Source organism: Fodinibius roseus (assembly GCF_900129315.1).
Taxonomy (GTDB): domain Bacteria; phylum Bacteroidota; class Rhodothermia; order Balneolales; family Balneolaceae; genus Fodinibius; species Fodinibius roseus.
Genome location: NZ_FQUS01000001.1, coordinates 248071 through 260070, shown reverse-complemented (window position 1 = coordinate 260070; position 12000 = coordinate 248071). Strand labels below are relative to the sequence as shown.

Annotated in this window: 15 protein-coding genes and 2 pseudogenes; 8 read left to right on the top strand and 9 right to left on the bottom strand. The window is 49.8% G+C overall.

Annotation, left to right across the window (positions count from 1 at the left end; translation table 11 throughout):
- Positions 1–169: 169 nt before the first annotated feature.
- Genes BUB16_RS01045 through BUB16_RS01025 form a run of 5 tightly spaced genes read right to left on the bottom strand, consistent with a single transcriptional unit; the run spans position 170 to position 3149 of the window.
- Complete coding sequence (locus tag BUB16_RS01045; RefSeq protein ID WP_073058958.1) at positions 170–382, bottom strand: AtpZ/AtpI family protein; 213 nt, start codon at positions 380–382, stop codon at positions 170–172.
- Positions 383–391: 9 nt separating this feature from the next.
- Entirely contained in the window at positions 392–901 is a 510-nt protein-coding gene (locus tag BUB16_RS01040; RefSeq protein ID WP_073058957.1) for a bactofilin family protein, read from the bottom strand.
- A gap of 12 nt (positions 902–913) precedes the next feature.
- The gene (locus tag BUB16_RS01035) at positions 914–1777 is read right to left on the bottom strand and encodes a M23 family metallopeptidase (protein WP_073058956.1); all 864 of its coding nucleotides are present in this window, start codon (positions 1775–1777) and stop codon (positions 914–916) included.
- Positions 1778–1792: 15 nt separating this feature from the next.
- Positions 1793–2113: a DUF3467 domain-containing protein gene (locus BUB16_RS01030; RefSeq protein WP_073058955.1), complete on the bottom strand. Its 321-nt coding sequence runs from the start codon at positions 2111–2113 to the stop codon at positions 1793–1795.
- Between the two features lie 46 nt (positions 2114–2159).
- Positions 2160–3149, bottom strand: a complete 990-nt coding sequence (locus tag BUB16_RS01025) for a PLP-dependent cysteine synthase family protein (RefSeq protein WP_073058954.1) — start codon at positions 3147–3149, stop codon at positions 2160–2162.
- 214 nt (positions 3150–3363) lie between these two features.
- Here BUB16_RS01025 and BUB16_RS01020 point away from each other — a divergent pair, with 214 nt between their 5' ends.
- The 8 genes and pseudogenes from BUB16_RS01020 to BUB16_RS22130 form a co-directional block, all read left to right on the top strand.
- Positions 3364–3639 carry a DUF4290 domain-containing protein gene (locus BUB16_RS01020; RefSeq protein ID WP_244545614.1) on the top strand — a complete coding sequence of 92 codons (276 nt, stop codon included), beginning with the start codon at positions 3364–3366 and terminating at the stop codon, positions 3637–3639.
- A 290-nt stretch (positions 3640–3929) separates the two neighbouring features.
- The gene (locus BUB16_RS01015; RefSeq protein WP_073058953.1) at positions 3930–5387 is read left to right on the top strand and encodes an isochorismate synthase; all 1458 of its coding nucleotides are present in this window, start codon (positions 3930–3932) and stop codon (positions 5385–5387) included.
- Positions 5377–7086, top strand: coding sequence for a 2-succinyl-5-enolpyruvyl-6-hydroxy-3-cyclohexene-1-carboxylic-acid synthase (menD, locus tag BUB16_RS01010; protein WP_073058952.1), 1710 nt, complete (start codon positions 5377–5379; stop codon positions 7084–7086). The genes BUB16_RS01015 and menD overlap by 11 nt, the downstream gene beginning before the upstream one ends.
- Positions 6987–7913: an alpha/beta fold hydrolase gene (locus BUB16_RS01005; RefSeq protein WP_084087935.1), complete on the top strand. Its 927-nt coding sequence runs from the start codon at positions 6987–6989 to the stop codon at positions 7911–7913. Before menD ends, BUB16_RS01005 begins: the two co-directional genes overlap by 100 nt.
- Positions 7910–8743: a 1,4-dihydroxy-2-naphthoyl-CoA synthase gene (locus BUB16_RS01000; RefSeq protein WP_073058950.1), complete on the top strand. Its 834-nt coding sequence runs from the start codon at positions 7910–7912 to the stop codon at positions 8741–8743. Before BUB16_RS01005 ends, BUB16_RS01000 begins: the two co-directional genes overlap by 4 nt.
- Before the next feature lie 65 nt (positions 8744–8808).
- Positions 8809–9129 (top strand): annotated as a pseudogene (locus BUB16_RS22135) (DUF6883 domain-containing protein); the annotation flags it as partial.
- Positions 9130–9142: 13 nt separating this feature from the next.
- On the top strand, positions 9143–9355 hold the full coding sequence (locus BUB16_RS00990) for a DUF4926 domain-containing protein (protein ID WP_073058948.1): 213 nt from the start codon (positions 9143–9145) through the stop codon (positions 9353–9355).
- Between the two features lie 102 nt (positions 9356–9457).
- A pseudogene (locus BUB16_RS22130) lies at positions 9458–9603 on the top strand (1,4-dihydroxy-2-naphthoyl-CoA synthase); the annotation flags it as partial.
- Positions 9604–9721: 118 nt separating this feature from the next.
- Here BUB16_RS22130 and BUB16_RS00985 read toward each other — a convergent pair.
- The 4 genes from BUB16_RS00985 to BUB16_RS00975 all read right to left on the bottom strand — a co-directional run bounded on the left by BUB16_RS00985 (position 9722) and on the right by BUB16_RS00975 (position 11775).
- Positions 9722–10087: a hypothetical protein gene (locus tag BUB16_RS00985; RefSeq protein ID WP_139240135.1), complete on the bottom strand. Its 366-nt coding sequence runs from the start codon at positions 10085–10087 to the stop codon at positions 9722–9724.
- Positions 10074–10151, bottom strand: a complete 78-nt coding sequence (locus tag BUB16_RS22125) for a hypothetical protein (protein WP_350354124.1) — start codon at positions 10149–10151, stop codon at positions 10074–10076. The genes BUB16_RS00985 and BUB16_RS22125 overlap by 14 nt, the downstream gene beginning before the upstream one ends.
- A 61-nt stretch (positions 10152–10212) precedes the next feature.
- Entirely contained in the window at positions 10213–10590 is a 378-nt protein-coding gene (locus tag BUB16_RS00980; RefSeq protein WP_244545613.1) for a hypothetical protein, read from the bottom strand.
- Between the two features lie 195 nt (positions 10591–10785).
- A complete protein-coding gene (locus BUB16_RS00975; RefSeq protein ID WP_170864234.1) occupies positions 10786–11775 on the bottom strand; it encodes a TolB family protein in 990 nt (329 codons plus the stop codon).
- Positions 11776–12000 lie beyond the last annotated feature (225 nt).

The window sequence follows — 12000 nt, the reverse complement described above, 5'->3', positions numbered from 1 at the left end:
ATAGTAGGATGCTACAAAAAGGAAACTCAACAGATAAGCCAGTGCCATCTCCCCCATATGCGAGGGAGCCCACAGGAAGGAGTAACACAGTGTGCCTGCCAGTGTCAGGATACTCCATCGAAGGAATGTGTATACAATATTCCTATAACGGTAACGCTCCTCCACCACCTCAATCTTGATTGAGCCGTTCGTTTAATCTGAAAATGAGCAGAAAAATATTGACAATACCCACCAGACAACCTGTCAAGAGCAACCAGGGTTGCCAACCGAGATAGCTATCCAGCCAGAATCCCAACAGAATGGGAAATGCCAGGGCTGCAGCAATCTCCAACCCTAATGAAAGGTAAGGTAAGTATTCCGAAAGCTTATTTTGATCGCTCAATCAGCTATGCTACTTATTATCCGTTTCCTTTGTCTTCTTTTTTCCGGTGTCTTTTTTGTCGGTCTTTTTATTGAAGGAACCCGACAATCCGTTTGTTTTTTTCTTTTTGCTACCGGAATTCGATTTGTCTTCCGTCATATTGAAGCCGCCATTGATCTGTGCTCCTTCTTCAACCAGCAGAGTTTTGGTATAGATATCACCTTCAACTAATGCCGATTCGCGCAGGATCAATTTATTCGTAACCTTAATTTCCCCATCTACCTTCCCGGCAACATCTGCATCCGCCGCTTTGATATTGCCTTTGATTTCTCCGGTTGAGGAGACAATTACTTTGCCTTTGGCATTTGCTTCGCCGTCTACTGTACCTGCAACGCGAATATCACTTTCCGTTTTGAGTACTCCTTCCAAAGTAGTGCCTTCACTAATCATATTGACTGAGGGTAAGTTTTTATCACTGTTATTTGAACTCATAGGTTTTTTATTGGTCTTGTCCTTTTTATCCTTATTGTTATTGAACATATAGCTACAGTTTTACGATTTGATGAGATATAAATTAGGATTTTGCGGAATACCGTTCTTCCATATTTCCACATGCAAATGAGGTCCCGAACTCATGATACCTGTATTTCCGGCGGTTCCCAAAATATCACCTTTTGATACAATATCACCGATCGATTTTGAAAGGTCCTCCGCATGTTTATATATGGAAACCATATTACCACTGTGCTGAATATATAAAATCCAGCCATAATTTACGGACCAGTTTTGGTTAACAACGGCCCCGTCAGCCATCGCTTTAAAAGGGGTGCCCCTTTCAGTAGCAATGTCAACCCCATAATGTCCTTTCTCAGGATTAAACCCCCGTGTGAGGGTACCATCCAGCGGGTAGCTGGTGGGAAACACAGGCTCTTTTTCAAACAGATCGGAAAATACTATCTCATTCTTCAATAATACAGTATCCGATATAGTATCTACTGCATAAAATGATTCATGTTCCCAGTTTTTTTTCGAGTCGTTATTCGGCACTCCCTGTTCCGCCTGGTCAACCGAAAATACCGTATCGTTCCCGGTAGATATAGCCCGCTTCATTTGGTTAAGCTGTGCATCGCGTGCCTGCAGCGAATCCTGCAGCATTCGTACCTGCTCCGAAATGGCAATCGCCTGCTCCCGGAGGTTCTTTTCAGCCTGCGAAGCAAACAGTTCCGATACCGGGGTAAACTTAAGGAGCACGAATACAAACAGGGCCGTTACAGCCAGTGAGCCATAGAAAAGATATAATAACCTGGCCGGCTTGAAGCGATAACTGTTCGAAGGTTCGGGCTCCTGATCATCAAAGATCACAAAGGTTAGTCCCCGATCCTGTTTATTAAAAAGCTGTTTGAGAAAATCGAACATATTCAGGAGGTGTTTCTACGCTTCTGGTGTGGGACCCCGATAGTTAAACGGAACATCCAACTGGTCGTTGCTGCTGATCGGACCATTTTCATTCTCAAAACGTCTGATATTTTCCGATAGTGCATTGGCCAGCCGTTTGGCATGATCCGGGGTGAGTACCATCCGTTTCACCACTTTCGCCTTGGGGCGACCGGGCATGACCGAGATGAAATCCAGGATAAATTCAGATGCAGAGTGCGAAATCATGACCAGGTTCGAATAGGTACCGGAGGCCTCCTCTTCGGGAAGTTCAATCTCTACCTGTCCCTGCTTCATATCCTGTGTTTGATCTGCCATAATATATCTATTGCCTGTTCTTTTTAAGATTAAGTGAATTTACTCTTTATTCAGCATCTAAAAATCCGTGTTCGCTCATCCATTCATCGTTAAAGATCTTGGACACATATCGGGCACCGCTGTCGGGAAGAATAATAACCATCAGATCATCTTTCCCAAAGTCGTTATCCCTCGCATACTCCAGGGCCCCGTAAACCGCTGCCCCACATGAACCGCCGACAAACAGCCCCTCTTTCTCTGCGAGAGCGCGGGTCATTAAAAAGGCATCCTTGTCACTAACCTGCATGACCTTATCCACCAGATCAAAATCCATATTGCCTGGAATAATATCCTCCCCTATTCCTTCTGTTAGATAGGGATGAATCTCCTCTTTATCAAACTCCCCGGTTTCAAAATATTTTTTATACACCGAGCCGTCACTATCCACACCAATCGTTTGGGTCTTTTCGTTTTGCTCTTTCAAATATCTGGAGACCCCGGAAATGGTGCCGCCGGTCCCCATACCGGCAACATAATGAGTAATGGCTCCCCCGGTTTGATCCCATATTTCGGGACCGGTAGTTTCATAATGCGCCTGGGTGTTACTGGGATTATCATACTGGTTGGGATAGTACGAATTGGGAATCTCTTCACTGAGACGTTTGGCTACGGAATAGTAGCTCCGCGGATCGTCCGGTTCTACATTTGTGGGACAAACCCTCACTTCCGCCCCCATGGCCCGGAGAATATCAATTTTCGACTTACTCTGTTTATCCGTGGTGGTAAAAATACAGTCATAGCCCTTGATAGCGGCTGCCAGGGCCAACCCCATGCCGGTATTGCCGGATGTCCCCTCAATGATCGTCCCCCCGGGCTCAATAAGTCCTTTTTCCTCGGCATCTTCTATCATTTTCAGCCCGATTCGATCTTTAACACTTTGACCGGGATTAAAATATTCCACCTTCACGAGAATCGTACCCTCCAGGTCATCCGCCAGAGTATTTAACCTTATGAGTGGGGTATCACCGATCGTTTCTAAAATAGAGTTGTAATACATTAAAAAATGTGGATCGTTCTTTAACATTAAAATTAAACCAATATCCCATAATATAGGCATTTTGTATTAGCTCGCCGAATATGCCGGGAAACCGTTGTCAACAGCTTATAATAATGATATTTCCTCTTTTATTGTTGGTAATTTTAAAAAAATGGCTTCCCTCCTTTATTCCGATCTCCAAGGCTGTTATCTTCTGTACGATAACATAAAACCTATGACAGATAACGCAATGTTTGTAAAACAGAAAAAGCCTAAAGATTTTGACTGCGGCTACAATTTAGACCGGATGATTGCCTCCCTCCCCCGCATTAAGGAGGAAGAAGAGCGCATTGAATATGCCGAACGCGCAGTGGGACTCATTAAACAGAGTCACCCGAACTGGGTGGATGAAAACGGGGATAGCAGGGAGGCCTGGAAACACTTTTTCGTCCTCGCCGAGTATGACCCCACGGAATACGGCATATATAATCCTTTCGAATCTGACGATTAAAGCGGATCACAAATATTATATTTGTTTTCAGATAAAAAGCTGGTGAATTCCAACCTTCCTTTCGGGGATTAATTTTGGGTAGAGTTTTCGGTTATCAGTTTTTAGTATCTTCCTCACGCCTGATCCTGATGGCGGGGTTTCCCGGATATGCATCGTACTCACTATCTTTCAGCATGCCGGAACCGGCATAGCCCCGAACCCATAATTGTGCGTGAATTTGATTATGGAATAACTTATTTTCAATTTATATTGAAAGTTCTGAAAGTTACTTCCTTTTTATAATTCATGTTATGGATACCGACTTGCTATCAGATAAGATGGAGCTTCCCCTGCAACTCGACCGGGAAACCGATGAGCAACTCAAAACGTTCATCGAGGAGTTAGTCCGCCGGGAGAACAACTCCTATGCTACGTTTTCAGTACCGGTCGGAACCATTGATCCGCTCTCTTTCCTCGAGCGAAACTGGGATAGCAAGACCTTTCAATATTACTGGGAAAAACCTTCTGATCATTTTGCCATGGCCGCCAGCGGACAACTGCTGCAGCTGTCCGCCCGGGGGACCGACCGCTTTGCGGATATGCATCGCCGGCAACAGTCCGTCCGGGAAGCCACGGCCTCCTTTTCTTCGGTATTCCACCCCTGTGCGGGATTAATGTTCCTGGGAGGCTTTTCGTTTTTTGACGAGCTGGATCATGCGGACTGGCATTCGTTTGAAGCGGCATCCCTGACGGTGCCCCGATGGCTTATCCTGCAGGACGGTAATCATCTTTCCGCCACTGTGGCCCTGGATGTGAGACCCCATCAGACCACCGATGCGTTATATACAGAAGTTATCAAGCAGCTTCATCATATCGACCGGATACTGAGCAACACATCAAAGCAATATTCATCCCCCGGTGCAGTGACCGCAGACCCTGCTTCCACCGGCCCGTTAAAGCGGGACTCTGAAGCCTGGATGTCATCCGTCCAGGAAGCCAGGGAACAGATTCGCAAGAAAACTTTTAAAAAGATTGTGCTGGCCCGGCGGCTGTCGGTCCCCCGCGGCGAATCAGTCCGCCCCACCGCACTGCTGCACCGGCTGCGCCGCCAGTATCAAAACTGCTGCTGTTTTTTAATTCATCCGCCCTGCGGCGACAGTTTCCTGGGAGCTACTCCTGAACAACTGGTTGCCTTTCAGCATGACTTTTTGCGGACAGAAGCCTTGGCCGGCAGCATGGAACGCGGGGAGACAGCGATGGAAGATATCGACCTGGAGAACGATCTTTCCGTAAGTGCCAAAAACCAGCATGAGCATCAATTTGTCGTCCGGGATATCGAACAGCGACTGCAGCCCTTTGCCCGCAGCATTCATCGCAGTGACCGGCCCCGGGTTAAAAAGCTGTTAAACGTTCAGCATCTTTATACACCGATCCAGGCGGACTTAAAGCCAGAGGCCACGGTGTTGTCCATTCTTGGCCAGCTTCACCCCACCCCGGCGGTCGGGGGGTATCCCTGGGAACAGGCGGCGCCCTTTATCCGGGAGCTGGAAGATTTTGAGCGCGGCTGGTATGCAGGTCCCGTAGGATGGCTTAGCGCCTCCGGAAGCGGAGAATTTGCCGTGGGGATCAGGAGCGGACTCCTCAGTGACACACAAGCCCATTTTTTCGCCGGGTGCGGCATCGTAGCCAATTCCGACCCGCAGTCCGAGTGGGAAGAGACGAATCTCAAGTTAAAGCCGATGCTTTCCGCACTCCGGTATGAAGACTGATATAGCTGTTCAAAACATCCCTTTTTACTGGGCAACGATCTTCTTTCGCAGGCTTTTAAAAGCCGGGGTGCGCCATGTTATTATTTCACCGGGATCCCGTTCCACTCCCCTGACCATGGCCGCAGCGGCCCAATCCCGCCTGCGGAAACAGGTTATCCTCGATGAACGATCCGCTGCTTTTACGGCCCTGGGGGTAGGCAAAGCGACCGGGCATCCCGCCGTGCTTGTGTGCACTTCGGGCACCGCCACGGCCAACTACTTCCCGGCCGTCATCGAAGCCCGACAATCGGGCGTGCCGATGATTCTGGCCACGGCCGACCGCCCCCCCCACCTGCGGTCGACCGGCGCCAACCAGGCGATCGACCAGCTGAAGCTGTTTGGCGGCTACCCGGTCTTCTTTCATGAGGTCGGGGAGCCGGGGCTGGGAGATGATGATCTCAAGCGGCTTGCCATGCTGTCCCGGCAGGCCGTTGGTCTATCGCAACAAAAACGGGGGCCTGTACATCTCAATTTTCCTTTTCGCAAACCGCTGGAGCCGGAACCCGGCTTTGTAAAAAAGATATCAGATGAAAACAGCGATAAACCCCTGTCCGGCAACAGCGAATGGCGGCAGGATGGTTCTTTTCATCTTTCTGACAAAATACAGCAGGCAATGCGATCCGCCCGGCGCCCGCTCATCGTCGTGGGTCCCACTGCCCCGGGCGATGATACCGGGTCCATTGCAGGGCTGGCCAAAAAGCTGAACGCTCCGGTGCTGACGGAATCCACCATGCCGGACCAGCAGCATGTTAGCCACGGCTTTGCAATATTCCTGCGCAATAAACATGTCCGGGAACAGCTGCAGCCGGATCTGCTGCTGCGGTTTGGATTCCAGCCGACAGCCAAAAGCCTGGAGAAGGCGCTTGGGGACTGGCAGCCCGGGCATCACTTACACTTTGCGAGCACCTCCGACTGGCAGGACGCCACCTTCTCCGAAAGCGAGCATCTCCCCTGGGGGGGACGTCCCCTGTCGCTGGGCGGTCTCCCCGATTCCGGCGGGGATTCGTGGCTGAAGAAGTGGAAAAGACAGGAACTGCTTGCCGAAGAGCACCTGCAGGTGGCAATGAACGGGCCGGAAGCGCTGACGGACGGACACATTTACCATCACTTGCTGCCTCAATGTCCCGATGATCATTTTGTCGCCGTCTCCAACTCTTTCCCCGCCCGGGATGTCCAACTTTTCGGAGGCCGGGTCACCCGGCACCCGCTGTTATTAAACCGGGGGGCAAGCGGCATTGACGGGGTGACCTCCACCGCGATGGGCATCAGTCTGGGAATCGACCGGCCGGGTGTGCTCGTTACCGGGGACCTCGCCTTCCTGCATGACGCCAATGCGCTGCTAAACCGGGAGACGGTGACCCAGGATCTGACGGTAATTGTAATTAACAACGTCGGGGGCTCGATTTTCCGTATGCTGCCGATCGAGCAGCATGACACCTATTTTGAAAACTACTTCGAAACCCCGCAGTCAGCTGACGTTCAGCGACTGGCCGCCTCGTTTCATATTCCCTGCCACCGGATTCAAACCCTTGAGCAGATCCGCCAATTTGACCTAAAACAATGGCAAAAGCAGCACCGCGGGCTATCGGTGATCGAATGCCGGACCAATGCCGACGCTTCGATGGAGCTGCGCAAAACCTGCTGGAGTTATTCGCCATGATGTTTGCCGAAATAAATCATCACAGCTACGCCTACCGGATACACAGGCAACAGTCGGGCCTCCCCCTTTTGCTCCTGCTGCATGGATTTATGGGCGACCAGCGCGTGTTTGATCATCTTCTCGACGGATTGGCCGATTTTTGCAATCCGGTGACCATTGATCTGTTGGGACACGGGCAATCATCGAAGTCCGACGACCCCGGCGACTATCGCGAAGAGCAACAGGTGGCGGATATCCGGACATTCATCCGCCGGCTGAGTACAGATATGGACGTCGACGACGGACGGTTTCTGCACGGCTACAGCATGGGCGGACGCCTGGCGTTAAAGATCGCCCTGGCGGATCCGGCATTGGTCGGGGGACTCATTCTCGAAAGTACGAACTGCGGCATTCCCGATGAGCGCCAACGCAGCCGGCGGCGCCAAACCGACGAGCAGCGGGCGCGGGACATCACCACCGATCTTGACCGGTTTTTAACGCACTGGCAGCAGCTCCCGCTGTTTGCGTCCCCCGAAACCAATAATAAAGAACAACTCCATAGGAAATACAGGGCCATACAGCGCGGTCAGTCCCCGGAAGCACTGGCGGCCTCCCTGCGCGGCTTCGGGACCGGGAGCATGCGTCCCTGTTGCGATGAGCTTCCCTCGTTAAACCGACCAGTGCTGTTGATGGCCGGAACCAATGATGAAAAATACCGTCAAATCAACCGCCGCCTGGAACAGCGGCTGCCCGCTGCCCGTTTTTCAACGCTCAAAGCGGGACACCGCGTTCACCTCGATAATCCCGATAAGTTTATAACCGAAATAAAATCATTTCTATTATTATGAACTGGACAACCGTCAAAGAATACGAAGACATCACCTTTAAAAAGTCCAACGGCGTAGCACGCATCGCCATCAACCGCCCGGAAATCCGCAATGCATTTCGTCCCAAGACCTTATTTGAATTACAGGAAGCATTTTTGAATGTACGGGAGGACCAGGCCATCGGGGTCGTACTGCTAACGGGCGAAGGTCCCTCGCCCAGGGACGGCAAGTGGGCCTTCTGCTCCGGCGGCGATCAAAACGTGCGGGGCAGGGCCGGTTACAGGGATGATGCCGGAACACCGCGCCTCAACGTGCTCGACCTGCAGCGACTGATACGCTTCATGGGCAAGGTAGTCATTGCCATGGTGCCCGGCTGGGCCGTGGGCGGGGGACACAGCCTGCACGTGGTCTGCGATCTGACGATTGCCAGCAAAGAACACGCTATTTTCAAGCAGACCGACGCCGATGTGGCCAGCTTCGACGGCGGGTTCGGCTCCGCCCTGCTGGCCCGGCAGGTGGGACAAAAGAAAGCCCGTGAAATCTTTTTCCTGGGCAGAGATTACTCCGCCCGGGAAGCTTTCGAGATGGGCATGGTCAACAAGGTGGTGCCGCACGACGAGCTGGAAGAAACCGCCTACCGGTGGGCGCAGGAGATCCTGGAGAAAAGTCCCACCGCCATCCGGATGATCAAGTACGCTTTTAATTTAGTAGATGACGGGATGGTGGGACAACAGGTCTTCTCCGGAGAAGCCACGCGCCTGGCCTATATGACCGACGAAGCCGAAGAGGGCCGCGATGCCTTCCTGGAAAAGCGCAAACCGAACTGGGATGAGTATCCCTGGATTGGGTAACCGGATGCAGGTGCTCCAAATTTGATTTGTTTACTTATGGAAATCTATGAAAAAAACTCCCTAACGTTGAAAATGCTGTCATAGACATCCGTAAGCTGAGGGATTACTGTTTGAATCCCACCCATCCGATGGGAAAGCATAAAGCACGTATTTTTAAATCGGAACTCGGGATAGAACAAAATGACGCGGAGTTGCTAAAGGATTTAATTCTTTCTTCTCTGCCAGATAGCCTGGCAGAAATTAACTTTAGTGATAAATACGGCACAAGATATACAGTCAATCTAAAAATTCGTATATTTGGCAAAGAGAGTGTCTTAACCACTGGCTGGATTATACGATCCGATGAAAATTATCCCCGCTTGATAACCTGTTATGTTAACACATAGGACCCCCTAACAGATGAAAAAAATAAAAGAATTAGATACAGTAGCTCTTTTAAAAAATATCCCTAAAAAAAATCTATCAAAGGGCCAAGTGGGGACGGTTGTAGAAAAGCTGGATAGCAATACTTTTGAAATCGAGTTTTCTAATGCCAAAGGAGAAACGATCTTAACCATACCCGTTAAAAAAAGAGATCTTATTCTTTTACGCTTCGAACCTGTCTCGGCCTGAATGTCATTTTCTTTATCCTGTTTGAATCTGATCTGGACCAATAAAAATCTGCTTCTGGAATAATCAACTCATTAAGCTCCTATCATTCTGCATGATCAAGTTCTGGTGGGTGACGGCATGGTTGGACACAGATCTTCTCCGGCGAAGCCACGCGCCTGGTCTATATGACCGACGAAGCCGAAAAGGGCCGCGATGCCTTCCTGGAGAAGTGCAAACCGGAGTGGGATGAGTATCCCTGGATTGGGTAGGCATATAAAAAAAGCCTGACAGGTTTCGACCCCTGCCAGGCTTAATTGGTTTTAAAAAGTTATTCGTTTAGAAAAAAACCTGATAAGCCTTGAAGACTTGCCGTGGTAAAAAATGGTATTAAGGATGATCTATACCACCAACAATTACCCTCCTCATTGACGTTCCGGATCTTGTATCCGAGTCGGTGACCACAACCTTTAATTCGAAATCCTGGTCACCATTCCCTGAGCCCGAATAGGAACTCCCGGTACCAACCTGTTGGTAGGGACCACTTCTGGGTTTTCTACGGTGCCATGTATAGTTGTAGGGACTATTGCCATTGCTTACACTGGCGTTCCAGGTTCCCTGCTCTCCTGTCTCAATTATTCCCGGGCCGGTCATAGATACAGCCAGCGGCACAAAACTGCCCACGCCACGGGCAGCGAAAGTATTCTGGATCAGGTTGTTATGGTTACCTCCAAAAGCCGCATCATCGGCAGCCATTTCCATTGACCATATCTACCCGGCCATCAGAGCGCAGATGCACTTTGTACTCGGCCTCATACACTGGAATACCTTGAACAGTTTGTTGAAAGGTAACATGCTGTATGCCCCGGTGCGTTTGGGTTTTAGTATAACCCAGTTGGTTTATATCCGATATCCCAAACAACGCCCCGTATCGGGTTAAAAAAGACCGGGCCGCTTGTTGGGACTTGCCGGGATAAGTTTCCTTGGTCTGTCCGGAAAAGACGGAAGCCGGCAGCCGGCAGATCAGTATCTTTACTCCAGCGGATGCTCCATTCGGAACCGTGCTGTTCTTTAAATTGCTTCCAGATCGCCTTGCGAATGGAATCAGCCTTTGCCGGGGGCGTACCGGATGGTATTTGAGATATGATGTCAACAGCATCGGATGAGGACTGTGGATCACTGCTTAAATCGCTCACCGGTGAGTCGCAGGATGAAAAGGATAAACCTAAAAGGACGAGTAAGGTAATGAGTCGTTTCATGATGATACCTCCAATTGTTTTTGTATATTGGAGGTGTGTCGTGCTAACCTGCAGCAGCGGGTCAGCACGATCACACCGGCCCCTGCAGCATTGCTCTTGGACTCTTCCCGGAGACGGAGCAATTGTGGGGGCTTATTTATTGTTGTGATTTATGCTTCATGGAAAGCATATTCTTTTACCATATTTGTCGTATGCTCATTTGGTTGTTCGGACGATCCAGTCGGCGTCGCCAATATTTGTCGGCCCAAAAGGAATTAAAATGGTTTCATTCTTTTCAGTATCAATTATATAAAGCGAATAATCTCTGGGCTCCGACTGATCTCTTGCGGTTATCAGTAATTTCTGTCCATCAGGACACCAAGCCACAGGGAAAAGTTGGATGGACGTCGAGAAATCTTCCTCAACTTTAAAGATAACCCCTGATTGTACACTCACTAGGAAAAGTCCCAGTGATGAGCTACTAGATCTGAATCCGATGGTATTACTATCTGGATTCCAAACCGGATCTCTAGCAAAACCAGTTTCCGTCATTCTTCTTTGATTCGACCCATCTGTATCCACCACATATAAATCCTTTCTGAACCGCAGCGTATCCGCATCCACATAATCCCGGTCTGAGACAAAGGCAATCCGCTGTCCGTCCGGACTCCAGGTGGGTTTCATATCACTTGCAGGATGGTCAGTAATTGCATGAATCTGGTCCGGATCGTAATCTTTGCCGGCAACCTCTACCACGACAATTTCATAGTCCCTTCCGCCGAGCTCACAATTCGTACATACCTGGTAGGCAATGTTCGTCCCGTCGGGACTCCACGCCGGGGCCGATCCGATCAGGGCAGAAATCGATTCGCGTTGTCGTTTTTTAAGGGGACGCATATTGGTACCATCCGAATCCATCACATACAAGTACGGGCCCAACGTCGTCGCCCCGGTGTAATTCTCAAAGACGATTAGCTTCCCATCCGGGCTCCAGGCCGGATCTGTGGCTCCGCCTTCCGGACCAAAATGGGTTAACTGCTCCAGGTCCGATCCGTCTGCGTTCATCGTGTAAATCTGAGAGGTCCCTTCCCCGTCTTTGGCGGAAAAAACAATTTTGCCGGGAATATCCGGGCGGTCGTCCCCGCTTCCCATCACTCCACAAGAAATGAATGCCAACAGTAATGATATGAATACGGCTTGTTTCATTATAACATACACAGCCAACCCCTTTCTTCTTTGCGCTCTCTTACCGCTGCCGCTCCCAGGAAAAGCCAACGAGCGGTAAATGACTCTCTGCATAATTACTAAAACAAAGGCAAAAAGCAAGTCCTGAGCGTATAAACGGCATTTTTTCGCCGAAATGAGCCTATTTATTCCTTTTTAAAACGAAAGGAAAATGCGGATAATTTGCCTTAAAAGAGGGAGAAAAAA

Coding starts and splice junctions, on each gene's coding strand:
- BUB16_RS01040 (WP_073058957.1), bottom strand. CDS start 901: ATGTTCAATAACAATAAGGATAAAAAGGACAAGACCAATAAAAAACCT.
- BUB16_RS01035 (WP_073058956.1), bottom strand. CDS start 1,777: ATGTTCGATTTTCTCAAACAGCTTTTTAATAAACAGGATCGGGGACTA.
- BUB16_RS01030 (WP_073058955.1), bottom strand. CDS start 2,113: ATGGCAGATCAAACACAGGATATGAAGCAGGGACAGGTAGAGATTGAA.
- BUB16_RS01025 (WP_073058954.1), bottom strand. CDS start 3,149: ATGTATTACAACTCTATTTTAGAAACGATCGGTGATACCCCACTCATA.
- BUB16_RS01020 (WP_244545614.1), top strand. CDS start 3,364: ATGACAGATAACGCAATGTTTGTAAAACAGAAAAAGCCTAAAGATTTT.
- BUB16_RS01015 (WP_073058953.1), top strand. CDS start 3,930: ATGGATACCGACTTGCTATCAGATAAGATGGAGCTTCCCCTGCAACTC.
- menD (WP_073058952.1), top strand. CDS start 5,377: ATGAAGACTGATATAGCTGTTCAAAACATCCCTTTTTACTGGGCAACG.
- BUB16_RS01005 (WP_084087935.1), top strand. CDS start 6,987: ATGGCAAAAGCAGCACCGCGGGCTATCGGTGATCGAATGCCGGACCAA.
- BUB16_RS01000 (WP_073058950.1), top strand. CDS start 7,910: ATGAACTGGACAACCGTCAAAGAATACGAAGACATCACCTTTAAAAAG.
- BUB16_RS00990 (WP_073058948.1), top strand. CDS start 9,143: ATGAAAAAAATAAAAGAATTAGATACAGTAGCTCTTTTAAAAAATATC.
- BUB16_RS00985 (WP_139240135.1), bottom strand. CDS start 10,087: ATGGCTGCCGATGATGCGGCTTTTGGAGGTAACCATAACAACCTGATC.
- BUB16_RS00980 (WP_244545613.1), bottom strand. CDS start 10,590: ATGAAACGACTCATTACCTTACTCGTCCTTTTAGGTTTATCCTTTTCA.
- BUB16_RS00975 (WP_170864234.1), bottom strand. CDS start 11,775: ATGAAACAAGCCGTATTCATATCATTACTGTTGGCATTCATTTCTTGT.